The sequence below is a fragment of the Paenibacillus peoriae KCTC 3763 genome (assembly GCF_000236805.1).
GTDB classification, from domain to species: Bacteria; Bacillota; Bacilli; order Paenibacillales; family Paenibacillaceae; genus Paenibacillus; species Paenibacillus peoriae.
The window spans coordinates 1-25452 of sequence record NZ_AGFX01000018.1 but is presented as its reverse complement, the minus strand read 5'-3'; the positions used below and the strand labels follow the sequence as shown (position 1 = coordinate 25452).

At 45.7% G+C, this 25452-nt stretch carries 23 protein-coding genes; 9 read left to right on the top strand and 14 right to left on the bottom strand.

Translation table 11 applies throughout. The features are described from left to right. Positions 1–32: 32 nt before the first annotated feature. Positions 33–257 (bottom strand): DUF951 domain-containing protein, encoded by a 225-nt coding sequence (locus KQI_RS0111015; RefSeq protein ID WP_010346808.1) that lies wholly within the window; start codon positions 255–257, stop codon positions 33–35. Next, positions 247–1197 carry a mechanosensitive ion channel family protein gene (locus KQI_RS0111010; RefSeq protein WP_010346807.1) on the bottom strand — a complete coding sequence of 317 codons (951 nt, stop codon included), beginning with the start codon at positions 1195–1197 and terminating at the stop codon, positions 247–249. Before KQI_RS0111010 ends, KQI_RS0111015 begins: the two co-directional genes overlap by 11 nt. Before the next feature lie 240 nt (positions 1198–1437). Between KQI_RS0111010 and yyaC the strand changes: the two genes are divergently transcribed. After that, positions 1438–2043, top strand: coding sequence for a spore protease YyaC (gene yyaC / locus KQI_RS0111005; RefSeq protein ID WP_029390113.1), 606 nt, complete (start codon positions 1438–1440; stop codon positions 2041–2043). Here the strand turns inward: yyaC and KQI_RS0111000 are convergent. The 11 genes from KQI_RS0111000 to rpmH all read right to left on the bottom strand — a co-directional run bounded on the left by KQI_RS0111000 (position 1997) and on the right by rpmH (position 12433). Further along, a complete protein-coding gene (locus KQI_RS0111000) occupies positions 1997–2518 on the bottom strand; it encodes a DUF4446 family protein (RefSeq protein WP_010346805.1) in 522 nt (173 codons plus the stop codon). The two genes, yyaC and KQI_RS0111000, sit on opposite strands and share 47 nt — an antisense overlap. 199 nt (positions 2519–2717) lie before the next feature. Continuing rightward, positions 2718–3560: a ParB/RepB/Spo0J family partition protein gene (locus tag KQI_RS0110995; RefSeq protein ID WP_007433241.1), complete on the bottom strand. Its 843-nt coding sequence runs from the start codon at positions 3558–3560 to the stop codon at positions 2718–2720. Then, positions 3553–4314, bottom strand: coding sequence for a ParA family protein (locus tag KQI_RS0110990; protein ID WP_010346804.1), 762 nt, complete (start codon positions 4312–4314; stop codon positions 3553–3555). Before KQI_RS0110990 ends, KQI_RS0110995 begins: the two co-directional genes overlap by 8 nt. A gap of 188 nt (positions 4315–4502) precedes the next feature. After that, entirely contained in the window at positions 4503–5321 is an 819-nt protein-coding gene (noc, locus tag KQI_RS0110985; protein ID WP_010346803.1) for a nucleoid occlusion protein, read from the bottom strand. 457 nt (positions 5322–5778) lie between these two features. Then, entirely contained in the window at positions 5779–6501 is a 723-nt protein-coding gene (rsmG, locus tag KQI_RS0110980) for a 16S rRNA (guanine(527)-N(7))-methyltransferase RsmG (RefSeq protein ID WP_007433244.1), read from the bottom strand. Next, a complete protein-coding gene (mnmG, locus tag KQI_RS0110975) occupies positions 6501–8390 on the bottom strand; it encodes a tRNA uridine-5-carboxymethylaminomethyl(34) synthesis enzyme MnmG (RefSeq protein ID WP_010346802.1) in 1890 nt (629 codons plus the stop codon). The genes rsmG and mnmG overlap by 1 nt, the downstream gene beginning before the upstream one ends. 97 nt (positions 8391–8487) lie before the next feature. Then, positions 8488–9864, bottom strand: coding sequence for a tRNA uridine-5-carboxymethylaminomethyl(34) synthesis GTPase MnmE (gene mnmE, locus KQI_RS0110970; RefSeq protein WP_010346801.1), 1377 nt, complete (start codon positions 9862–9864; stop codon positions 8488–8490). Positions 9865–9992: 128 nt separating this feature from the next. Continuing rightward, positions 9993–10748 (bottom strand): RNA-binding cell elongation regulator Jag/EloR, encoded by a 756-nt coding sequence (jag, locus tag KQI_RS0110965; RefSeq protein WP_010346800.1) that lies wholly within the window; start codon positions 10746–10748, stop codon positions 9993–9995. Then, on the bottom strand, positions 10745–11614 hold the full coding sequence (locus tag KQI_RS0110960; RefSeq protein WP_010346799.1) for a YidC/Oxa1 family membrane protein insertase: 870 nt from the start codon (positions 11612–11614) through the stop codon (positions 10745–10747). Before KQI_RS0110960 ends, jag begins: the two co-directional genes overlap by 4 nt. A gap of 71 nt (positions 11615–11685) precedes the next feature. Beyond that, on the bottom strand, positions 11686–12036 hold the full coding sequence (gene rnpA, locus KQI_RS0110955) for a ribonuclease P protein component (protein ID WP_010346798.1): 351 nt from the start codon (positions 12034–12036) through the stop codon (positions 11686–11688). A gap of 262 nt (positions 12037–12298) precedes the next feature. Continuing rightward, positions 12299–12433, bottom strand: a complete 135-nt coding sequence (rpmH, locus tag KQI_RS0110950; protein WP_007433250.1) for a 50S ribosomal protein L34 — start codon at positions 12431–12433, stop codon at positions 12299–12301. Positions 12434–13501: 1068 nt separating this feature from the next. Between rpmH and dnaA the strand changes: the two genes are divergently transcribed. The 6 genes from dnaA (at position 13502) to gyrB (ending at position 19822) form a co-directional block, all read left to right on the top strand. Beyond that, positions 13502–14848: a chromosomal replication initiator protein DnaA gene (dnaA, locus tag KQI_RS0110945; protein ID WP_010346796.1), complete on the top strand. Its 1347-nt coding sequence runs from the start codon at positions 13502–13504 to the stop codon at positions 14846–14848. Positions 14849–15034: 186 nt separating this feature from the next. After that, the gene (gene dnaN, locus KQI_RS0110940) at positions 15035–16177 is read left to right on the top strand and encodes a DNA polymerase III subunit beta (protein WP_010346795.1); all 1143 of its coding nucleotides are present in this window, start codon (positions 15035–15037) and stop codon (positions 16175–16177) included. A gap of 46 nt (positions 16178–16223) precedes the next feature. After that, positions 16224–16442 carry a S4 domain-containing protein YaaA gene (gene yaaA, locus KQI_RS0110935; protein ID WP_010346794.1) on the top strand — a complete coding sequence of 73 codons (219 nt, stop codon included), beginning with the start codon at positions 16224–16226 and terminating at the stop codon, positions 16440–16442. Between the two features lie 54 nt (positions 16443–16496). Then, on the top strand, positions 16497–17612 hold the full coding sequence (gene recF / locus KQI_RS0110930) for a DNA replication/repair protein RecF (RefSeq protein ID WP_010346793.1): 1116 nt from the start codon (positions 16497–16499) through the stop codon (positions 17610–17612). Between the two features lie 16 nt (positions 17613–17628). Next, complete coding sequence (gene remB / locus KQI_RS0110925) at positions 17629–17880, top strand: extracellular matrix regulator RemB (protein WP_007433255.1); 252 nt, start codon at positions 17629–17631, stop codon at positions 17878–17880. Between the two features lie 31 nt (positions 17881–17911). After that, the gene (gyrB, locus tag KQI_RS0110920) at positions 17912–19822 is read left to right on the top strand and encodes a DNA topoisomerase (ATP-hydrolyzing) subunit B (protein WP_029390112.1); all 1911 of its coding nucleotides are present in this window, start codon (positions 17912–17914) and stop codon (positions 19820–19822) included. 137 nt (positions 19823–19959) lie between these two features. Here gyrB and KQI_RS0110915 read toward each other — a convergent pair whose 3' ends face one another. Then, positions 19960–20787, bottom strand: a complete 828-nt coding sequence (locus KQI_RS0110915; RefSeq protein ID WP_010346790.1) for a YheC/YheD family protein — start codon at positions 20785–20787, stop codon at positions 19960–19962. Positions 20788–21252: 465 nt separating this feature from the next. Here KQI_RS0110915 and gyrA point away from each other — a divergent pair, with 465 nt between their 5' ends. Both gyrA and KQI_RS0110905 read left to right on the top strand, forming a co-directional pair. Beyond that, complete coding sequence (gene gyrA / locus KQI_RS0110910; RefSeq protein ID WP_010346789.1) at positions 21253–23817, top strand: DNA gyrase subunit A; 2565 nt, start codon at positions 21253–21255, stop codon at positions 23815–23817. A 220-nt stretch (positions 23818–24037) separates the two neighbouring features. After that, positions 24038–25126, top strand: a complete 1089-nt coding sequence (locus tag KQI_RS0110905) for an HD-GYP domain-containing protein (RefSeq protein ID WP_010346788.1) — start codon at positions 24038–24040, stop codon at positions 25124–25126. The last annotated feature ends 326 nt before the right edge of the window (positions 25127–25452 follow it).

The window sequence follows — 25452 nt, the reverse complement described above, 5'->3', positions numbered from 1 at the left end:
GATTCTTGTCCATCATGATTCACTTTCTCGGCTCAAATGGTTCTCGAATTCTGCTCGTCAGCATTGGACTTCGAGCGCAGCACCTTCTTCATATTCTTTTCGAACTTGGCACGTGGGATCAGCACACTATGCTGGCAACCGACACACTTGATTCGAATATCCATCCCCATACGGATAATTTCCATTTCATTTGTTCCGCAGGGATGAGGCTTTTTCATCTGCACAATGTCCCCTAGTTCAAACGACTTACGCTCCACTCTTCTCTCCCCCTTTTCCTTCCTCGTAATCTTCTTTTTCGAGAGTTGCCGTCGTCTCCAGCACGGCCTGACGATACTCCTCATCCTCCAGAGCCTTCTTAATGTTATTATGGATATCACGCTCGACCACAGCCGCTGTATTCGGCATACATTCCGCCACAACACGAACAATATACTCTGCTGTAGTCATGGACTGGACCCCCAGCACATCCGGTATATTCAGCACCTGTGCATTGGACTCCTCAATTCCCCGGATTGCTTGTTTGACCAGGCTAACCGCTTCTTCCAGACTACGCTCCGCCTTCATCGGTACGTCGACTACGGCCAATGCGTTGGACATGGAGAAATTCGTAACTGTCGTAATGGAGCCATTCGGTAAAATGTAAACCTCTCCTTTCCAGCTCACCAGTCTGGTTGTACGCAGCCCAATCATTTCTACCGTTCCTTTGAAGGTTCCTGTCTGAATGACGTCTCCTACGGCAAACTGATCCTCAAAAATAATAAAAAATCCGGTGATTACATCCTTAACCAGGCTCTGTGCCCCAAAACCGACAGCTAATCCAAGCACTCCGGCTCCGGCAATCAGAGGCCCGAGATTAATCCCCATTTGAGACAATACCAGCATAACCAAAATGAAATTGAAGAAAAAGTTCGTTACATTTTTAAGAAGCTCCCCAACAGTCGTTAACCGTCGCGTATTTAATCGGAACCTGCCGTTATCTCCCTTTTGCTGCATCGACTTATCTATAATTTTATTAATAACCCGAATAAAGATACGTGTAATGATGAAAATAATAGCAATTTTCAAAATTACAAATAAAAAGGCCGACCACATCTCACCATCTGTAATAAACTTCCATACAACATCCTTCAAGTGAATTGCACCATTCACTACCTCTTCTGTGCCTGTGTCGCCCTCCAGCCAATGCATAAAGGTCATGCTGTATTCCTCCTTAAACAAGGGAACCCCTCTTCCAGCTTCCCACATTCTATTTCCTACAATATAAACTCATCAACTGATGTTATTCATACGCCTATGAATAATCTACTTTCCCAAGTATAAAAACACAAACTTATCCATATACTAGCTACTATCTAAAGAATAAATGTTACCCGCATAACGATCTATATAAAGCGAGCGCAACCGGCATACTCCATTACAGAGCGAAAGGAAGATACCATGTCTCATCCATCTGACTTCATTCCGGGGCAAGAACCCCTTAGCCTAAAAATATCACACACCGACCCCGGGATCCAATCAGCCATCATCCATCGTTTGCTATTCCATCTGCATCAGGCACCGAGTCTACAGAATATCGTCATCATTTGCATCGGCACCGACCGCTCTACTGGAGATTGCCTCGGACCGCTCGTAGGTACCCATTTATCACGCTATAAAAGCCCCCTATTTAACCTATATGGTACATTAGAGGAGCCAGTGCATGCTATGAATCTGCAAACGACGCTTAATGACATATATGCGCGGTATGAACAGCCTTACATCATCGGCATCGATGCATGTCTTGGACAAACCTCCAGTGTTGGGTGCATCCAGGTCGCAGAGGGTCCGCTAAAGCCTGGAGCAGGCGTAAATAAAGAATTACCGCCGGTCGGCGATATCCATTTGACAGGTATCGTTAACGTCGGCGGTTTCATGGAATACTTTGTATTGCAAAATACAAGGCTAAATCTGGTAATGAATTTATCAGATATCATTGCTAGCAGCTTATACTCCGCGATTAAGGAGTGGCATTACCGTTCTGTCCTGCTTGCAGCGCAAGAGTAACAGCTTCTTTTTCTTCAGGTGATAAGGAATAGGATGATTGTCCAGCCTCCAGCGGCTTGGCATACACATAAGAGCCATCCCGGTTATAGATACCGGTTAACACAATGCCATCCTGATTGTCATCTACAATAGCCAGAGAAAAACTCAGGTCGCTTCCCCTCTCGCCAAAAGCATTATAACGCTTGATACCTACATGTCCCTTCAGACCAGTCAATTTGCTGCGTAGAGATTTCATGCTTGCACGATGGGCTGCCTGCTCATCCTCAATCGAATCCATCTGCATTTTCAAATCAATCAGCAGTGTTTCCAAATTCTCGACACCACTGCCTGCCATCATGGTCTCATACTTGCGCCGCATTTTCTTCAATTTTGCACCCTGCACAATAATAATAATCAACAGTAAGAGCAAAATGAAGACGATCCCTGCAACGATTCCAGCAAGCTGTTCCATGATTAGTCCATTCAATTCAGCCATATGCTTGTTTCTACTCCTCTACCTCAAAAATCATGTACCTGTATATCTTATATTTTATACGTTTGAGAACAGCGAAACAAATAACAGAAGGCTATTAGTTTACCCATCAATACCATTCTGATTCTTACAGATTCAGACAAAGCAAAGACATATCTCACTTTCCATTTGGCACAAGGAGACATGTCCATATTGTTACAGACTACTGCAGTAGCTCCAGTAATCTTTCCAAATCCTGCTGGCTGTAATAATTTAATTCGATTTTGCCTTTATCCTTATTGTGCTTAATTTTCACAGTCGTTTTAAAACGCTCACGCAGGGACTCTTCCATATGGTCAATATAGGGGTCTCTTTTTCGCACCTTGGCTTTGGCCTTCGTCTCTCCAGGCTTGTGATCCAGCTGTTGTACAGCTTCCTCCAGTTCGCGAACACTCCACTGTTGCTCAATACATTGCAGTGCTAGCTGCTTCACTATGCTTGGATCTTTGAGTCCAACAATGGCTCTGGCATGTCCCATGGACAATGTTCCACGTGAAACATGATCTTTAACTTCCTCTGGTAATGCAAGCAAGCGAAGGAAATTGGCAATATGAGAACGTGATTTTCCAACCTTCATGGACAATTCTTCCTGCGTTAAGGAAAATTGATCCATTAACCCCTGATAAGCTACTGCCACTTCCATCGCATTCAAATTTTCACGTTGCAGGTTTTCAATCAAGGCAATTTCCATCACCTGCTGATCCGTAAAATTGCGAACGACCACAGGTATGGTTGGATTCCCACAAAATTGGGACGCCCGAAAACGTCTTTCCCCTGCTATAATTTCGTATCCTCTCAATACACTACGCGCAATAATAGGTTGGATAACACCGTGCTGACGTATGGATTCCGCTAATTCTTTAATGGATTCATCATCAAATGTTTTTCGAGGCTGGTACGGGTTCGCACGCAACTGGCTAAGCGGAATGTCAACAACCTTGTCCTCTTCATTGACTGTAAGGGAGGGAATGAGTGCATCCAGTCCTTTTCCCAACCGTTTACTCATAAGATACCACTTCCTTTGCCAACTCAATATATACCTCTGCCCCACGAGAGCGAGGATCATACGTAATAATGGACTGGCCATGCGATGGGGCTTCGCTAAGTCTTACATTGCGTGGAATAATCGTCTGATAGACTTTGCTTTGAAAATACTTTTTCACTTCTTCGATCACCTGAATACCCAAATTCGTACGGGCATCAAACATCGTCAACAATACACCTTCAATTTGCAATGAGGTGTTCAGATGCTTTTGTACTAATCTTACGGTATTTAATAGCTGGCTTAATCCTTCCAATGCGTAATATTCACACTGGATCGGAATAATGACCGAATCAGAGGCCGTCAATGAATTGAGCGTCAAAATGCCCAACGATGGAGGGCAATCAATTAACATATAGTCATAATTATGCTTCACAAGCTGGAGCGATCTCTTTAATCTCAGCTCACGAGATATGGTCGGTACCAGCTCGATTTCCGCACCGGCTAGCTGAATGGTTGCTGGAATAATATCCAGTCCCTCAATCTGTGTGTTGACAATCGCCTCACTAGGATCAACCTCATTAATGAGTACATCATAAATGCAATTTGCCACATCCGCCTTATTGATACCCACACCGCTGGTTGTATTACCTTGCGGGTCGATATCCACGAGCAATACCCTTTTGCCGAGGGAAGCAAGTCCGGCGCCCAAATTCACGGAAGTAGTTGTTTTGCCCACTCCGCCCTTTTGATTGGCTACGGCTATTATTTTCGACACTTCATTCACCTCATAATTTAATCGGAATTCTGCTACATTCCATGATGCAAAATGCTCTATGGAGACGTTACTTAATCCTTCGCTTACGGATAACGGCAATTTTATAAAATAGAATACGAGTATGCTGCGGTTTTATTGGGCGTTAGACAGAAAAAGCGGCAATTGCTGCCGCCTATACGCTGCATCCCTTACTTACGTTTGGGAATTTGAATGACAATCTCATAGTGATCCTCGTGATCGGATTCCTTGGTTTTGATATCCAGGCCTGAGCCAGACACCATATCAATGGATTGACGAATCGTATTCAGCGCAAGCCGGACATCCTTGGTAAAGGAAACCCGCTTGGATTTCTTAATCGTTGACACTTGTTTATAAAAGGCAACTCGTGCCTCTGTCTGTTTTACATTGAGTTCCTTAGAAATGACTTCATCTAAAACCTTATACTGTAGCTCTTCGGTCTCTAATGACAATAACGCACGAGCATGACGCTCGGACACCTTCCGCTCCATTAAAGCTTCTTTCACTCTCTCTGGCAGATGAAGCAGTCTTATCTTGTTGGCAATAGTGGATTGGCTTTTACCCAGTCGCTGAGCAAGGCTTTCCTGAGTAAGCTGATGGAGATCAATCAGCTTCTGATAAGCCACTGCTTCTTCAATCGCAGTCAGCCCTTCCCGTTGAAGATTCTCAATCAACGCGATGGATGCAGCTTGCGAATCATTAAACTCACGAACAATGGCTGGAATTGTGTCCATTCCCAGCTTGGTAACAGCTCTCCAACGACGTTCCCCTGCTATAATTTCATATTGTCCATTACGGAAACGAACGACAATCGGTTGAATTACACCATGCGTCTTAATGGTCTGGCATAGCTCATCAATCTTCTCGTCGTCAAATATGGTGCGGGGCTGATAAGGACTGCTGACAATATCCCGGACAGGAAGTTGCTTTATTTCGTCCCCAGTGGATCGCTCCGTCAAACCAAATAGCCTGGAAAATTGTTCTTTCATTCCGTATAATACCACCTAATTTCATAATAGCACCATACTTACAGCGCTTCGTGAAAAACAGTTCCTTACGCGGATCATAGACCCCTTTTATATGAGAAAACCCGATAAGTGGATACACTTCGCGTGCTCTCCCGACCTTGTTGTCCCACTTCCCTATATGTATAGCTGGAAGAGGATTTTGCAAAATCCCCGGATAAATGAGTACAGGAAGTAGTCAACTGACATTAAAACGATTATCTCTATTCTATCACTTTTTCAGCCATAATCCTATCGCCTCTACCAGCTTTTCGGAAGGATCAGATAATAAATTGTCCTCCTATCCCGCTGCCTATTCAGTCATTTTCCTTTTCGTTACGAAGTAATTCCTCCGTATCTACAAATTTTCGATAAAGAGAGCCTACTTAGCCATAAAAAAAAGTGAATGTTTCACGTGAAACACTCACTTTCTTTCAAACATTTACACTAACGGTGATTTCAAAGGCGTACCCGGCTTACGCGGATATTTTCGTGGGGTAGCTGCCCTTTTTTCAATTATGATCATATGTCTGGCTGCATCTTCAACAGGTAGATGAAAAGCTTGAACATGCTTGATTTTCCCTTTTAGCTCTTTCAGGCTGTAGGAAGCCTCCTTGATTTCCTCCGTTGGATCACTGCCCTTCATCGCGGCAAAGTGACCTCCTTCACGGACAAAAGGCAAACAAAATTCATTCAGTACTGCAAGACGGGCAACAGCTCTGGCGGTAACCAGATCGTAGCTATCGCGGTAGCCTGTTTTACGTCCTAATTCCTCTGCTCTGCTGTGAATCAGTTCAACATTTTCCAACCCCAACTGTTCTACTACATGTGCTAAGAATTGAATACGTTTGTTCAACGAGTCTACAATAGTCAGTCGAATATGTGGAAAGCAAATTTTCAAAGGAATACCAGGAAAGCCTGCGCCTGACCCAATATCAGCCAGACTTCCCACATCCTTTAACGGAACATAGAAGGCGAGTGAAAGAGAATCGTAAAAATGCTTGGTGTACACCGCATCACGCTCTGTAATCCCCGTCAGATTCATTTTTTCATTCCACTCCACCAACACACGGTAATACGTTTCAAACTGCTCTAGCTGACTGTCATTAATCACAATGCCATGCTCGGCCAGCCGCTGCTTAAATTGCTGTTGTATGGCGTCCATTATGATCCCCTTGCTGCCGTTACGCGGTTATAGTGCTCCAGATAAACCAACAAAATGGAAACATCTGCAGGAGTCACGCCCGAGATACGGGATGCCTGACCAATGGACATCGGACGGATTTTTTCGAGCTTCTGCTTCGCTTCAATAGCCAAGCCTTGAACCTCATTGTATGCAATATCTTCTGGAAGCTTCTTTTTCTCCATCTTTTGCAGGCGTTCTACATGCATCAATTGCTTTTCAATGTAACCCGCATACTTAATTTGAATTTCGACCTGCTCCTGCTCTTCCTCAGTAAGAGCGACAGGGGAAGGTGAGATTTGCGCCACTTGTGCATAGCTGATCTCTGGTCGACGCAGTACAGTTAACAAGTTACTGCCATCTTGTATCGGTGCGGAACCGCCTTGCTCCAGCATTTCATTTACATCAACTGGACGAACCTTCGCCAAGCGAAGACGCTCAATTTCCTGCTCTACCTTTTGCTTTTTATCCAAAAAGCGCTCGTATCGCTCATCCGTAATCAGGCCAATCTCATGCCCAATTGGTGTCAACCGCAGATCTGCATTATCATGACGAAGCAACAGACGGTATTCTGCACGTGACGTCAGCAGACGGTAAGGCTCATTTGTACCTTTGGTCACCAGATCGTCGATCAGAACCCCAATGTAGCCTTGAGAGCGGTCCAATACAACAGGCTCTTTGCCCTGCACCTTGCGAGCTGCGTTAATCCCTGCCATAATTCCTTGGCCCGCAGCTTCCTCGTAACCGGAGGTGCCGTTAATTTGGCCTGCTGTGAATAAGCCGGGAATCTTTTTCGTTTCCAAAGTAGGCCACAACTGGGTAGGCACCATCGCATCATACTCAATAGCATAACCATTACGCATCATTTCTACCTTTTCCATCCCTGGGATGGTGCGCAGCATAGCTAGTTGTACATCCTCTGGCAGACTGGTTGACAAGCCTTGAACATAGTATTCAGATGTATTTTTACCCTCAGGCTCCAAAAAGATTTGGTGCTTCGGCTTATCGCTGAAACGTACTACTTTATCTTCAATAGATGGACAATAGCGTGGCCCTGTTCCTTCAATCAGACCGGAGAACATCGGCGCACGGTGCAAATTATCATTAATAAGCTGATGTGTTTCTACAGAAGTATACGTCAGCCAGCAAGGGAGCTGCTCATTATCCGAAGACTTCGTCTCATAGGAAAAAAACTTCGGTTGATCATCACCCGGCTGAATTTCCGTTTTGCTAAAATCAATCGTATCCTTATGCACCCGCGGTGGTGTGCCTGTTTTGAATCGAACGAGATCGAAGCCCAGTTCCTTCAAATGCCCAGCCAATCTCACTGAAGGCTGCTGATTGTTTGGGCCACTCTCATACATCAGCTCACCCATAATGATTTTTCCACGCAAATAGGTCCCAGTCGTCAGCACAACTGCTTTACTCCGATACTCTGTGCCCGTCTTCGTAATCACACCCACGCAATGGCCGTCTTCTATAATCAGTTCTTCTACCATACCTTGACGCAGGGTCAGATTGGGTTCCTTCTCCATCGTTTCCTTCATTGTATGCTGATAAGAGAACTTGTCAGCCTGTGCACGCAATGCGTGAACCGCAGGTCCTTTACCTGTATTCAGCATACGCATTTGGATAAAGGTCTTGTCGATGTTGCGACCCATTTCACCGCCCAAAGCATCGATTTCCCGCACCACATGACCTTTTGCAGGACCGCCAATAGACGGGTTGCAGGGCATAAACGCGACCACATCCAGGTTAATTGTAATCATCAACGTACGACAGCCCATCCGGGCTGCTGCCAAAGCAGATTCTACGCCCGCATGGCCTGCGCCTACGACAATGACGTCATAGTCGCCTCCTTGGTATCCCATACCTCTCTTACCTCCTTATACACTCCGGTATTCCGCCGAATATGCTCTTGTATATCTATAACGATAGCAGGGCTTATACCAGCCATGCTTGAATGTCCTATTTGCCCAGACAAAATTGTGAAAATATTTGATCTATTAACGCATCATGCGCAGTATCGCCCACAATCTCGCCCAAATGCTCCCACGCCAGCCTTACGTCAATCTGAATCATGTCAATCGGTACAAATTGGTCAGCCGCTTCATAGGCATCCACCAGTGATTGGCGAGCCTTCTTCAACAAAGCAATATGCCGTACATTGCTGACATATGTCATATCGGCTGATTCCAGCTTGCCGCTGAAGAATAAATTCGATATCGCCTGCTCCAGTCGGTCCGCTCCCTCATGCTCCTTGACGGACATCGGTACGATGAGTTCCTCAGGTACATAGCGCAGCAGCAAATCCCGGTCAACTTGGGCCGGTAAGTCCATTTTATTCATAATGACAATCGCTTGTCTACCGCGGATTTGTTCCAGTAATGCCATTTCATCCTCATGTAACGGTTCGTTGGCGTTAATCACGACAAGCAGCAGATCCGCTTCACTGACGGCCGTTCTCGAACGCTCTACTCCGATCCGTTCTACCACATCCATCGTTTCACGAATGCCGGCTGTATCCAGCAGCTTGAGCGGGATGTTATTCACCGTCACATACTCTTCAATCACATCACGGGTGGTGCCCGGAATATCGGTCACAATCGCCCGTTCACCATGAGCCAGTGTATTCAACAGCGAGGATTTGCCCACATTCGGCCTGCCTACAATCGCCGTGGTCAGACCCTCCCGCAAAATTTTCCCCTGCTCCGCCGTATGCAGCAGCCGGTCAATCTCCGCCATAACCTGACTGCTCTTATCCTTAATTAACTCAGACGTAAAGGATTCCACGTCATGCTCGGGATAATCAATGTTCACTTCAATATGGGCGAGCGTCTCTACCAAAACATTACGCAAGCGACGAATGTTCTGTGACAGCTGCCCATCCACCTGCTTCAGAGCTACCGAGAAAGCTTTATCCGACTTTGAGCGAATGAGGTCAATGACCCCCTCAGCCTGGCTCAGATCAATACGACCATTCAAAAAGGCGCGCTTCGTGAATTCGCCCGGCTCGGCCAAGCGTATATTTTGCAGCAGCAATAAATCCATAACCCGTTTGACGGCTACTACTCCGCCATGGGTGCTGATCTCTACTACATCTTCTGTTGTAAAAGAGCGTGGCGCCCGCATCACCGTAACTAAAACTTCCTCCACCTTTTCCTGGTTGTGAGGATCTATAATATGTCCATAGTGTACCGTATGAGTTGGAGCCTTGCTTAGAGGCGTTTTGCTGCGGAACAAAGCCTCCACTTCCGTGACAGCTTCCGGGCCGCTGACCCGTATAACTGCAATGCCGCCTTCGCCGACAGACGTTGCAATGGCAGCTATGGTATCGCTCAGCATATCGTTTCTACCTCCTATCAAGTAGAGACGGCTTTGCCGTCCTTGAACAAGGACGGCATCCGTTTCAGCTAGAAATATAAGAAAAAAAGCAATGGCTTCTGCACCATGCAGAGAGCCATTGCGTCGGATTATTTTTTGGCAATGACGACGCGCCGATTCGGCTCGTCCCCCTTGCTGTATGTTCTAACCTGCGCATGCTGTTGAAGCTTGGCATGAATCAGCTTTCGCTCCTGTGACGGCATTGGCTCCAACACGACTTCCTTGCCATAACGAATAGCCTGGTTGGCCAACCGATCTGCCAAATCCTCCAGCGTTTTTTGCCGACGTGCGCGAAATTGCTCGGCATCCAGAACAATTCGGATGAATTTGTCAGAATGACGGTTGGCAACAATATTCGTCAGATACTGCAATGCATCCAAGGTCTGTCCCCGACGACCGATCAACATCCCGAGCGACGGACCGGAGATATCCAGTATACTTTCATCCTTGCGGTGGTGGACATCAACTTCAACGTCCAATCCCATTCCTGCTGCTGTTTCGCGGATAAAACGCACCGCTTCCTCATAGGGATCAGCTTGTCCCGTAGAGGTCGGGTTGATGTGTGCTTCCCGCTTGACAGGTTCAGCTTCCGGAACAGCCTGTCCCGCACGAAAAGGCGCTTGAGCCGATACATGAGGTTCAGCCGTGTGTATGGTTTCGGGAGACGGCTCAGACAGCAGCGTAAGCTCCACCTTCGCCTTCTTGACCCCTAGCCATCCCAGGAATCCTTTTGACGGCTGTTCCAACACGTTTACGGTTACCCGCTCACGGCTTACTCCCAGTTCGGAGAGTCCTTGTTTTACAGCATCTTCAACGGTTTTTCCTGATGTCACGACCTTGGTCATCTCGACTTTTTAGCCCCCTTCGTGTTTCTGTTACTTTTTTTCTTGTTATTGGGTGAACCCGTCTTCGTAGTACTGGCTGTTTTCACATTCGCCAGGGCAGCTTCTTTATCATTATTGCGATAAAGGAAATAGTTTTGGATAATCGTGTAAATATTACTGTAGAACCAGTACAACGGCAAAGCGGATGGGAAGTTATACGACATGAACAAAATCAGCACCGGATAAACGTACAGCAAAAACTGCATCGGTCCCTGCTGCGGCGTCGGATTCAGTTTCATCATCATCCAGGTTTGGACAAATGTCGTAATTGCTGCCAGAATCGGCAGGATGAACAAGTGATCCGGTTTACCTAACTGGAGCCACAAAAAGTCATGATCCCGTAATGCCGAGTTATAGTAAATGGCATTATACAGCGCGATAAAAATCGGCATTTGTACGACCAAAGGCAGACAGCCTGCCATCGGGTTGACCTTGTTTTCCTGAAACAATTTCATCGTTTCTTGCTGGACTCTCTCAGGTGTATCCTTGTATTTCGCTTGAATTTCTTTTAATTGTGGCTGAATAGCCTGCATAGCTTTGGAACTGCGTACTTGCTTAAGTGTAAGCGGCAAAATAATCGTCCGCACGATGATCACCAGAATTAATACGGCCAGGCCATACTCTCCAGAGAACCATTGGGCAAATGTATCCAGCGCATACGAAAACCAGTAAACGACATATCTCTGCCACCACGATCCGTTGGCCAAGTCTGCCGTCGTGTAAGAATTGTGGGCCGTCGTCGGGGCACACCCGGACAGCACGGCAACAAGTGCCAATAATGCAATTAGAAGGAACCATTTCCCTCGTTGAGTCTTCAAACGCGACACTTCATAACCCCTTTCTTAACCAATCCATTCCAACGTAAATCATACCATATCCTGTAGGACAAAGATACTGACTATCGGCGTGAAGACTTGAGCAGCGAAGCTTTGCGCAGAACGTGCAGCACGCTTTTCTCCAACTCTTGATACGACATCGTAACCGCACCCTTACGGACGATAAAAATCAGATCAATCTGCTCCACCAATTCATGCTCATGATGACGCACAATTTCCTTGACGATTCTGCGCATCCGGTTACGCACAACTGCGTTGCCGATCTTCTTGCTGGCCGAAATTCCGACACGGAACTGCTCTACCTCTCTGCGGCGGAACCAGTACACCACAAACTGATGGTTGGCAAAAGATTTGCCATGGCGGTATACGCGCCCAAAGTCCGCCCGGTTTCGAAGACGCAATTTTTTTCGCACGGCGCTTCTCCTTGCTCATCTCTTTTACACACTTCGGTAAGCCAATCCATACCTCTTATATAGTAAGAAGTATGGACAACATTCCGTCATGGTAATCTCGCTTATTTTACATCCATTTTTAAAAAGCTTCATCTAATATAGAGCAGGATTCGGCACTTCACCCTCTTTTTCACTGCATTTCTACAGATTAGATGAAGCGATCCGGTCCATTAATACCTCAATTATGAAAAAAAAGACCACCGTAGTGGTCTTTATGCACGCATTACGCACTCAATACTTTTCTACCTTTTTGGCGACGAGCCGCCAAAACTTTACGGCCATTCTTTGTGCTCATTCTTTTACGGAAGCCGTGAACTTTTTTACGTTTGCTGACATTCGGTCTGAAAGTCGGTCTCATTGTGCTGCACCTCCTTACAAGGAATACGTTTTATATGGAATATACCTAACATAGCAATCTCCACAAAAAACACCTTTGTACATTTAACCACAAATAGCTGTCAAAGTCAATGTGATTATGAATCCTCTCCCTCTTTTTCGTGTTCAGGATTCGACCCTTCTCATTCATTCATTACTTCATGCTCGTTTGCCCTGATTTAACGACAATTTTTTTGTTTCTCCTTCATCTTATTGAGTAGCCCAGCTGCATTTTCTCCCAGCCAAGACCGCTCGTATCCACCTTCTATCCATTCTGCCACTTCAATTCGCTCTTTCTCGGATCGTCGTCGCCAATACATTCAAAAATAATGTCGGAAACGTTACCGGAAATTTTCAACATAAAAATAAGCCGCTGTGACCAAAAGGCAACGGCTGTTATACACAGATTCACAAAAAGAACGGTATTGTGATTTAAATGGTCATAACCTGTGCATAACATTTTAGAGCAAAAAAGAGTTATTGTCGAAAACTGAACAAATTATAAACAATATCTTGTGTTGTGAATAAAAATTGTACACAACAGATTGAATTTGTGGATAAATAACCACGAGTCATTGAAATACAAGGCTTCTTTTGCTATGATGATATTACTTTTGAATGTGAATATGTTGTTTTGCCCTCCATATTATCAACACCCTGTGGATAAAGTTGTGAACAAGTTCAATTTATCCATCTTTTTATTTTTGTGCGGATTCGGGATTCTGGGGATATATTCTACATTTTTCATTTGATTTCGACATATTGCAGTCCCGTTTTGGCCTGCGGGATAAAGAGAACGGATCGTGCCGCACATTCCCTCCTGAGAAATATCACCATTCTTCTGCCTAGCGGCAGTGGAATTTTCCATCAGTTATTTCTCAGGGTCACTTTGTGCTGCGTTCTCTCATCACACTGCCGCATGATTTAGGCGGCGGTATGTCTTTTTATGGCCTTCAACAAATATTTTTGGGATTTTAGGCGTTTTGCCGAAGCGCCGGGAGCAGCTCTCAGTTCATCGGCAAAATGTCAGGATTTAAAAGGAGTGACGTCTGTGGACAGCCATATCTCTGAACTATGGCAGCAAATTTTATCCATTATACAAACCAAGCTGAGTAAGCCGAGTTACGACACTTGGTTTAAAGCTACCAAGGCAGCGAAACTGAATGACCACTCCATTGTGATTTCTGCCCCGACAACCTTTGCCGTGGAATGGCTTGAAAGCCGTTATACCAAGCTAGTCGGAGCAACGGTTTATGAGATTTTGGGTAAGCAACTGGAGGTCAAGTTCGTCATCGAGGAGAACAAGCCCCCCGAGGTCGATCTTCAGCAGCAACCTCAGCAACAGCCGGTCGTACATGAAGAAGCCGTGTCCCATATGCTAAATCCCAAATATACATTCGATACATTCGTCATCGGATCGGGAAACCGTTTTGCTCACGCAGCATCGCTGGCCGTCGCCGAGGCGCCGGCCAAAGCGTACAATCCGCTGTTTCTTTACGGCGGCGTAGGTCTGGGCAAAACGCATCTGATGCATGCCATCGGGCACTATATTTTGGAGCACAATCCGACCAGCAAGGTCGTATATTTATCGTCGGAGAAGTTTACGAACGAATTCATTAATGCCATCCGGGACAACCGCGGGGAGAGCTTCCGCAACAAATATCGCAACATTGATATTTTGCTCATTGACGATATTCAATTCATTGCTGGCAAGGAATCGACACAGGAGGAATTTTTCCATACGTTTAACGCGCTTCATGAGGAACGCAAGCAGATTATCATTTCCAGTGACCGGCCTCCCAAAGAAATTCCGACACTGGAAGAACGGCTGCGCTCCCGCTTCGAGTGGGGACTCATTACAGACATTCAGCCGCCGGATCTGGAGACCAGAATCGCTATTCTTCGGAAAAAGGCCCGTGCGGAAAACCTGGACATTCCCAATGAGGCCATGATGTATATCGCCAACCAGATTGATACAAACATCCGTGAGCTGGAGGGGGCGCTGATTCGCGTTGTCGCCTATTCTTCCTTAACCAATCAGGATGTATCAAGTCATCTTGCTGCCGAGGCGTTGAAGGATATTATCCCGTCCAGCCGCCCCAAAATGATCACTATTCAGGATATACAGCATCAAGTCGGGGAATTTTACAATCTGCGTCTGGAAGATTTTAAAGCGCGGAAGCGGACAAAGGCTGTGGCCTTCCCACGACAAATTGCCATGTACCTGTCGCGTGAGTTAACCGACTATTCTCTGCCTAAAATTGGTGAGGCCTTCGGTGGGCGTGATCATACAACGGTCATCCATGCGCACGAAAAAATCTCCAAATCCATTCAAGTGGATCAAGATCTATTCAAAGTTATCAACAACCTAATAGAGAAAATCAAAAATCCAACCTGAACAAGTTCGGAGCCTATACACAATTTATACACATGTGGATAGGCTTGATTTTATTAGGTTTGCACCTACTTATCCACATATTCAGTGCGCCTATTACTATTACTACTATATTTTAAAGAAATTCATCACCTAAATAAGGCCCGCGTCAACGCGTGCTTGAAGGACTAAAACCCGTAGGAGGAACTTATGAAGATCAGCATTCTGAAAAACGTTTTGAACGAGGCTATACAGCATGTATCCAAAGCGATATCGAGTCGTACTACAATTCCAATTCTTAGTGGTATTAAGCTAGATGTGAATCACCAGGGGGTAACGCTGACGGCCAGTGATACAGACATCTCTATTCAATCCTTTATTCCAATGGAGGATGGAGACCAGACTGTCGTTCAGGTTGAACAACCCGGCAGTGTAGTCCTACCCGCCAAATTCTTTGTCGAAATTATCAAGAAACTGCCGTCTCAGGAGATCCATATGGAGGTAAAGGATCAGTTCCAAACCTTTATCTCGTCCGGTTCCACTGAAATTCAAATCGTTGGCTTGGACCCTGAGGAATTCCCTGTGCTCCCCAGCATTGAAGAAAATCAGGTTATCTCTGTGCCGGGTGATTTGCTCAAAAATATGATCAAACAGACGGTTTTCTCCATTTCCACCCACGAAACAACACCCATTTTAACCGGGGTATTATGGAATTTGGCTGAGGGAGAATTAAAGTTTGTAGCAACGGACCGTCACCGCCTGGCCACCCGCAGCGCTCGTTTGGAATCGTCTGAAGGCTTGCGTTTTAGCAATGTTGTCATTGCAGGCAAAACGTTGAATGAGCTAAGCAGAATTATTCCGGATCAAAATATGCTTGTGGATATCGTCGTAGCGGACAATCAGGTACTTTTCAAGGTTGACCGGGTACTGTTTTATTCCCGCATCCTGGATGGAACCTATCCTGATACTTCTAGAATTATTCCGACCTCCTACAAAACAGAACTGATTGTGGATACAAAAAGTTTGAGCGAGTCTATCGACCGTGCTTATTTGCTGTCCCGTGAGGAAAAAACGAATATTGTAAAAATGCAATCGTTGGAAAATGGCGGTCTGGAGATCTCCTCCAGTTCCTCTGAGCTTGGTAAGGTGCGTGAGGAAGTGAATGTGTCCAAATTTGAGGGAGAGCCACTTAAAATCTCATTCAACTCCAAATATATGCTCGACGTGCTGAAGGTAATTGACAGTGAGCAGCTGATGATCGCTTTCACCGGCATCATGAGCCCGATTATTCTAAAACCGGCAGATTCCAGCAATGCGCTGTACATCATCCTGCCGTATCGCACAACCAACTAATATTTAGCGTTACCCGCCTGAGAACAAGCGAAAGGATGAACAACCCTTGAAACGGATATCGATACAGACCGAGTACATCAAGCTCGATCAATTTTTAAAACTGGCTGACTGTGTATCAACAGGTGGAATGGCCAAAGCCCTCTTACAGGAGGGACAAGTCCGCGTCAACGGTGAGACGGAAGAAAGACGGGGAAGAAAGCTGTATCCTGGCGATACTGTAGAAGTAGAGGACAACGGAAGTTTCGAAGTTACGGCAGGAGCATAATCGCCTAGTCGGCAAGGACTCCTTTTAGGTACGGATTAGCGAGGGGGACCCTATGTGTTTGTGAACAACATTGCTTTGCAGCAGTACCGGAACTATGAACAGCTGGAGCTGAATGAATTTGGGCCCGTTAATTTGCTGATTGGACAAAATGCCCAGGGCAAAACGAACCTCGTAGAGGCGATTTTTGTACTGGCTTTGACCAAAAGCCACCGTACGTCGCGCGATAAGGAGTTAATCTCTTTCGGAGCTGCTTCTACTCATCTGGCTGCAGATGTGGATAAAAAATACGGGAAAATCAGGCTGGATCTATCGTTATCCACACAAGGCAAAAAGGCGAAGATCAACGGACTGGAGCAGCGAAAGCTGAGTGATTTTATCGGTTCGTTAAACGTGGTCATGTTTGCCCCCGAGGATCTGGAAATTGTCAAAGGAACACCGGGGGTCCGCCGCCGGTTTCTTGACATGGAAATTGGACAGGTAGCTCCGGGCTATCTGTATCATTTGCAGCAATATCAAAAGGTGCTGGTTCAGCGAAACAACCTGCTCAAGCAAGCTTGGGGGAAAGATATGGCCTCGGTGCAGCTGATGCTGGAGGTATGGAACGAGCAACTTGTCGAGCATGGTGTTAAAATTGTTAAAAAGCGGAAACAATTTATAACAAAGCTGCAAAAGTGGGCTCAGGCCATTCATGAAGGGATCGCGGGGGGGACTGAAGAGCTAAAATTAACCTATGTTCCCTCCTTCAGTGAGCCAGAGGAAGAAGATGAAGCTGTCTTATTGGAGCGATTTATGATAAAGTTATCCCAAATGAGGGAACAGGAAATCCGCCGTGGCATGACTTTGGCGGGACCCCATCGTGATGATTTGGCCTTTGCCATTAATGGCAGAGAAGTGCATACGTATGGCTCTCAGGGGCAGCAGCGGACGACGGCCCTGTCTTTGAAGCTGGCCGAAATTGAATTAATTCATGAGGAAATCGGTGAATATCCGGTCCTGCTACTGGATGATGTTTTGTCTGAGCTGGACCCCTATCGTCAGACTCAACTGATCGAAACTTTTCAGAGCAAGGTACAGACCTTTATCACCGCAACCGGGATTGAGAGTTTGAACGCGGAACGACTCAAGGATGCGAGTATTTATCACGTCCACGACGGGCATGTGGAACACTAAGGAGTGAGTAACCGATATGTATATTCATTTGGGGGGAGAAAAAATCATCCGCTCGTCAGAGCTTGTGGCTATTTTCGATATCTCGATTGAAAAATCCTCTAAAATCTCCAAGCAATACGTGAACCACGCCCAGCAACAAAAGCATGTCGAGATGATTGGTGAAGAGGAAGCCAAGTCCATCGTAGTGACTCAGAATACGGTGTATTATTCCCCCATCTCCTCAACAACACTCAAGAAGCGGGCAAACCAGTTTGTTGCCAATGCTTAACCATAGAAATCTATAGAAGTAGGTGAAAGGCATGTCTATGAATCAACCGTCTTATGATGCGGGCGAGATTCAGGTCCTGGAGGGCCTGGAAGCGGTTCGGAAACGTCCCGGGATGTATATTGGCTCCACAAGTGCCAAAGGTCTCCATCATTTGGTCTGGGAAGTTGTGGACAACAGCATTGACGAAGCGCTGGCGGGTTATTGTGACAGCATTCAGGTTGTCGTTCACACGGATAATAGCGTTACCGTTACAGACAACGGTCGCGGTATTCCAGTAAGTGAGCACGCCAAAATGAAAAAATCAGCGTTGGAAGTCGTTATGACTGTACTTCACGCAGGTGGTAAATTCGGAGGCGGAGGGTACAAGGTCTCCGGCGGTCTGCACGGGGTTGGTGTATCCGTAGTGAACGCTCTCTCCAGCAAAATGGTTGTTCATGTCAAACGGGATGGACATGTGTATGAACAGGAATATCATCGCGGTGTACCGCAATACGATGTGAGAGTTATCGGTGACACAGATGAGACGGGGACCCAAACGACATTTTACCCGGATGAACAAATTTTTACAGAAACAACCGTATATGACTATGATACGCTGCAAACGCGGATTCGTGAGCTGGCTTTTCTGAATAAAGGGATTGCGATCAGCCTGACTGATGAGCGGACGGGTGCCAGCGATACATTCCACTACGAGGGTGGAATCAGTGAATACGTGCAGTTTCTGAATCAACAAAGAGAAGCGCTTCATGAGCAGCCGATTTATGTCGAAGGCTCACGCGATATGATTCAAGTTGAAGTTGCGCTGCAATATAACGACAGCTACACCGAAAATATTTATTCTTTCGCCAACAATATCAACACGCATGAGGGTGGAACGCACGAATCTGGCTTCAAGAGCGCATTAACCCGGATTATTAACGATTATGCACGTAAAAACGGCATGATTAAGGATAGTAATGCCAACCTGACCGGCGATGATGTGCGTGAAGGGCTGACGGCGATTATCTCTGTCAAAATTCCGGAACCGCAATTTGAGGGTCAGACCAAAACAAAGCTTGGTAACAGCGAGGTGCGAGGGATTGTCGAGTCCCTGTTCGCTGAGAAACTTCAGGAATTTCTGGAGGAAAATCCATCTGTTTCTCGCCGCGTAGTTGATAAATCCTTACAAGCGGCGCGTGCCCGTGAAGCGGCCCGCAAAGCACGGGAGCTGACGCGTCGTAAAAGTGCGCTGGAAATCAGTTCTCTTCCCGGCAAGCTAGCGGACTGCTCCTCCAAGGATGCATCGATCAGTGAGCTGTACATCGTCGAAGGTGACTCAGCGGGTGGATCGGCCAAACAGGGTCGTGATCGTCACTTCCAAGCCATTTTGCCGATTCGCGGTAAAATCCTGAATGTAGAGAAGGCACGTCTGGATCGTATTTTGTCCAGTGATGAAATCCGCTCGATGGTAACTGCAATGGGTACAGGGATCGGAGACGATTTTGACATCTCCAAAGCACGTTACCACAAGGTCATTATCATGACGGATGCAGATGTCGACGGTGCTCACATTCGCACGCTGTTGCTGACGTTCTTCTATCGGTATATGCGTAAAATTTTAGATGCAGGCTATGTTTACATTGCTCAGCCACCGCTGTTCAAGGTAGAGCGCAACAAGGTCATACGTTATGCGAATTCGGAAGTAGAACGTGATGAGATCATCAGGGAATTTGGAGAAAATGCGAAGTACAATGTACAGCGCTATAAAGGTTTGGGTGAAATGAACGCGGCACAGCTATGGGAAACGACAATGGACCCTGAAAGCCGTACTATGCTTCAGGTAACCATTAATGACGCGATGCTGGCTGATACACTGTTCAACACCCTAATGGGGGATAATGTAGAACCTCGCCGCGACTTTATCCAGGAACATGCTAAGTATGTGAAAAATCTCGATTTTTAATGTGTGATATTCTCACCTTAGCTAATGTACTATTTGCTTGCTATGATTTGAGTTCAACACCAAGGGGCGCCCAAACGGCGTCCCTTTTCCTGTTCATTAACCAACTCGGGTGAATTTGAATAGTTAACGTCAATGCCTTAGGTCTTTCTCTTAGAGTGTGCAGGTTTGCCCGTGGACGCTGAATAACGGCCATAGCCTACAGCATACCTGAATATTTTATGATAAAGGCTTTTGTTGGGAAGGAAAGAGAAGACTTTAATGGCCGGTCTCGTATTAACCTCCAAAATCCACGGATAGATCTGCTGATCCAATCCCACATCCAATCCAATTTCCTTTAGCCGAGGGTATCTTTTTTGCAGCTGCCAGGCTACTCGCTCGCCTAATTTTGATAGTTTTTGCTCTAGGTGTACTGCTTCCTTTACATCCAGATAGGGTGCTACAAGTTCATTGAAAAAGCGTACTGTTCCACCGCTGTGGTGATTGGTGACGACTTTGTCAGGAGCAGCTATGCGTCCAATTATAAGCGTCGTTTCCCAATGGTTTCTCAGGTTCATCTGGGTTAATACCCGCAGGTCAAAGGGACGCGTTTCATGTTGAAGAAGGTCAATCCCGCGTTGGATCAGATATGGACGCTTCCGTATGCGGGTAGAAACCACCTTGTGCAGTTCTTCCAGACTGTCAAAAGTAAGGGTGTCTACTTCATAACGAAGAACGTACCATATTCTCTCCCCGATGATTCCTTCTTCTGTTGGAGGAAGCGGCTCTGTGAGCCTTTCTGCACGCATAACCCCTTTTCCATAAGTACCGTTATCCGGCTTAATATAGACAGTTCCATACACCGATAACATTTCGTTCAAGTGCTCGAATGTGTACAAACGTGTCTCCGGTATATAAGGGGCCAACGTCGGATTGGGGAGAATGACATTTGTTTTGGTCCACTTACTGGCTACTCGCTGAATAGACAAGTATTCTCATCCCTTTCTTTTCGTAATATGAGTCGCGTACATGGAATTCACAACACTTTAACAAAACAAGGGAAACTAAAGGACAAGTGCGGAAAACAATGATATAATAGAGAAATACGGCGTTTTTCGGAATCTTGCTACATTAGCCCTGACCGTATACGTATTGTATGTGGAAAAGGCCCTTAGGGTGGGGGCTAATCCCCAACTCAGGGGAATTTGTTATAATCAGGGCTTGTTAGTGGTGTAAGGGAATAGCAATCTGCTTCTACCAGAAGGGGTAGGACGAGGGATTTACGCTGTAAAGGGGACAGAGGCGTTTAATTGTGCTCTTTTTGTGAAAGTAATATAATTATACAGATGGGTTTTTAGCCAAAATCCTGCGCAGAGAGCGGAGTATATAGGCAGTGTCTTGTTAGGCTTTTCACATAGAGAGCAATGTATTGAAGGACGAGAAGGAGGACCAGCATGGCCGATCAAAATAACCCGCAGATCATTAACAGGGATATCGGAGTGGAAATGCGCGAATCCTTTATGGATTATGCCATGAGTATTATTGTTAGCCGTGCCTTGCCTGATGTGCGGGACGGACTAAAGCCGGTACACCGTCGTATCTTGTACGCGATGTCCGAGCTAGGCATGTCGCCAGACAAACCTTACAAGAAATCAGCAAGAATCGTCGGCGAAGTTATCGGTAAATATCACCCTCATGGTGATACGGCTGTATATGATACGATGGTGCGGATGGCGCAGGACTTTTCCTTGCGTTATATGCTGGTGGACGGACACGGCAACTTTGGCTCCGTGGATGGAGATATGGCGGCTGCGATGCGTTACACCGAAGCACGATTGTCGAAGATTGCAATGGAAATGCTGCGTGATTTGAACAAAGAGACTGTTGATTTTATGCCGAACTACGACGGTGAAGAGAGTGAGCCTGTCGTGTTGCCTGCACGTTATCCTAACTTGCTGGTCAATGGCGTCGGCGGAATTGCAGTCGGAATGGCTACCAATATTCCTCCCCATAACTTGGGAGAGGTTATCGATGGTGTACAAGCACTAATCGAAAACCCTGATATTACGCCAATGGAACTTATGGATTATATCCAAGGGCCGGATTTCCCGACAGCAGGCTATATTTTAGGTCGTTCTGGTATTCGTCAGGCATACCAAACGGGCCGCGGTTCAGTGACCATGCGTGCAAAGACCACCATAGAGGAGATTGGCAATAAAGCACGGATTATCGTGCATGAGCTGCCTTACCAAGTGAATAAGGCTCGTCTGGTCGAGAAGATTGCTGAATTGGTGCGTGACAAACGCATTGAGGGCATTACGGATCTGCGGGATGAATCGGACCGTACAGGTATGCGTGTCGTTATCGAGTTGCGTAGAGATGTGAACCCGAACGTCGTTCTGAATAATTTGTTTAAACATACGGCTATGCAGTCTAATTTCGGTATCAATATGCTTGCCATTGTGAACAACGAGCCGAAGATTTTGAACCTGAAAGATGTCTTGTATTATTATCTCAAACATCAGGTTGAAGTTATTCGTCGTCGGACAGAATTCGATCTGAAAAAAGCTGAAGCTAGAGCACACATTTTGGAAGGCTTGCGCATTGCTCTTGATCATCTGGACGAAGTTATTGCCTTGATCCGTTCCTCTCAAACTGCAGAAGCAGCTCGTGAAGGACTGATTGAGCGTTTCTCACTTACTCTTGAGCAGGCTCAAGCCATTCTCGATATGCGTCTGCAACGCTTAACCGGTTTGGAACGTGAGAAGATCGAGAATGAATATAACGAGTTATTACAAAAGATTGCCGAATACCGCGAAATTTTGGCTAACGAGCATTTGGTGCTTAACATTATTAGCGAAGAGCTGAATGAGCTTAAAGAACGTTTTGCTGACGAGCGTCGTACTGAAATTACAGTAGGTGAAGAGAGCATTTTGGATGAGGATCTTATTCCTCGTGAAGATGTTATTATTACTGTAACCCATACCGGATATATTAAGCGTCTTCCCGTTACTACCTATCGCAGTCAAAAACGCGGCGGTCGCGGTGTAGTGGGAATGGATACCAAGGATGAAGATTTCGTAGAGCATCTGTTTATTACGAATTCACATCATCACTTGTTATTCTTCACCGATAAGGGCAAAGTATATCGGATTAAGGCTTATGAGATTCCTGATCTCAGTCGGACAGCCCGGGGAACACCGATTATTAATCTAATTCAGATTGAGCAGGGTGAGTCGATCAATGCGGTTATTCCAATTGAGGAGTTTGTTGAGGATAGCTATCTGTTCTTTGCGACCCGACAAGGGATTATCAAGAAGACGCCGCTCGACGACTATGCTAATATTCGCAAAGGTGGTTTGATCGCCATTAACTTGCGTGAAGATGATGCCCTGATCGAAGTAAAACTGACGGACGGACAGCAGGAAATGATCATTGGTACGGCAGAAGGCATGTCTATTCGTTTCCATGAGAGCGATGTACGGTCTATGGGCCGTAGTGCTACGGGGGTTAAAGGGATCAGTCTCGATGAGAGTGATGCTGTAATAGGTATGGATATTGTTGATACCGACCTGGATATCCTGATTGTAACGGCTAAAGGCTATGGCAAACGTACCCCTGTAGCGGATTATCGTATCCAAAGCCGCGGAGGCAAGGGAATTAAGACAATTAATGTTACGGATAAAAATGGTCCGGTTGTCGGCCTCAAGGTTGTAAAAACCGAAGAGGATTTGATGATCATTACAGCCAGTGGTACCGTGATTCGGACCAGTATGGACGAAATCTCTACAATGGGCCGCAATACACAAGGGGTAAGGCTGATTAACATCCGCGAGGATGATTCGGTTGCTACTGTATGTCGTGCGAACAAGAATGAAGAGCAGGAAGAACTGCTTGAAGAGCTATTAGAGGGCGGGGAGGCCAGCGGAGATGCATCTCCATCAGGTGCTGAACCTGTTCTTGATATGGATACAGAAGGTACGGAAGGCAGCGATTCAGAGTCTTCTGAGAACGAATAAGAAGCCATCTATACTACACAAGTGGTTGCTGGATTTTTAAGTGATGAGGAAGACTCCTTGACATTTTGGTCAGGGAGTCCTTTTCTTTTTCGGACTAATGAATCCAGACGGCTAAAGCTTTAAATGGTATAAAATGAATGTACAGGATCATTTCCAAGTAATATAATGACATCATAAACTGGCAGCTGGAGCAGCTGTTGTGAGAACAGAGAGGTTGACCATGACAACTGTACCCGTATCCGAATTAAAAGCTGGGCTTAAATTGCAAAGCGATGTATTTACTGAAATGGGCAGCTTGCTGCTGCCGAAAGGGCGCATTCTACTGCCCCGTGACTTGGAAATTTTACAGGCGTTCCTGATCCAGCAAGTAGAGGTAGGGATGGAGGATGATTTAACTTCCGGCGGCGATCATGCTACTGTTCGATCCGGAGCAGCTGAATCACAAGCCCCCTCATTAGATGAGCGAGATGAGTTTACACAATTCCAGGATGAGTATGACAAAATGGTGATGCTTGTTAAGAGTGCATTCCAATCAGTACTTGTCTCTAATTTATCTATATTTGAGCTACGAAGCCAGTTGGAGTCCTTACTGGTGCACATACAGCGCTATAACGTAATGACATTTATTCCGCGATCCATGATCGAAGTTGATTATATTTTTCACAATGCTGTATTGACCTCACTTACTTCGTATTCCATTGCGCAGTGGATTGGTTTGCCTCAAAAGGACTGGATGCAGGTTGCCTTTGCCGGATTACTTCATGATATTGGCAATGCCAAAATGGACCCGGTCATCCTCTACAAGCCTTCTGCATTAACAGGGGAGGAGCAAGAGGATATTCGTCGTCATACTTCACTGGGATATCAGTTGCTCAAAAATGTGAAGGCTATTAACGAAGGCGTGCGTCTGGCTGCTCTTCAGCATCATGAAAAAGTGGATGGTACCGGATACCCATTGCGTCTCAAGGGGGAACAAATCCACATATACGCTAAAATTGTCGGAGTGGCTGATGTATTTCATGCCATGACGCTGGAGAAGACATATCGACCTGCCCAATCCCCATACCTGGTTCTGGAGCAAATCAAATCAGAATCGTTTGGTAAGCTGGACCCAAGTGTGGTACAGGTTTTCATTCACAAGCTCACCCAATTTAACAACGGAACCAAAGTACGTCTTAATGATAATCGCATAGGGGAAATTATATTTGCTGATCGTGATCATCCGACTCGTCCGTTGGTTCAAGTAAATGGGGAAATCATTAACTTGATGCTTCACAGAGAGCTTTATATTGAATGTATTGAGACTTAACTCTTCTTTTTGAAAAAAAGAGTTGCAAATTATAATAAAAGTATGGTATATTACTTTTTGTCGCTTCAAGTATTATCAAAAAAGAGCAAAAACACTTTTTCAAAAAAAGTGTTGACACAACTCTGAAGAACATGATATACTATAAAAGTTGCTGAGGGGATAAAACCTAAGGCAGACATGAAGTGTTTGATCTTTGAAAACTGAACAACGAGTGAGTACGGATTTTGCTTGCAAAATCCACAATGAGATATTTTATCTCGTCAGTTTCAAAATGAGCTAATCGCTCTTTCTATAACCAACCTCGGTTGGTCTTTATTGGAGAGTTT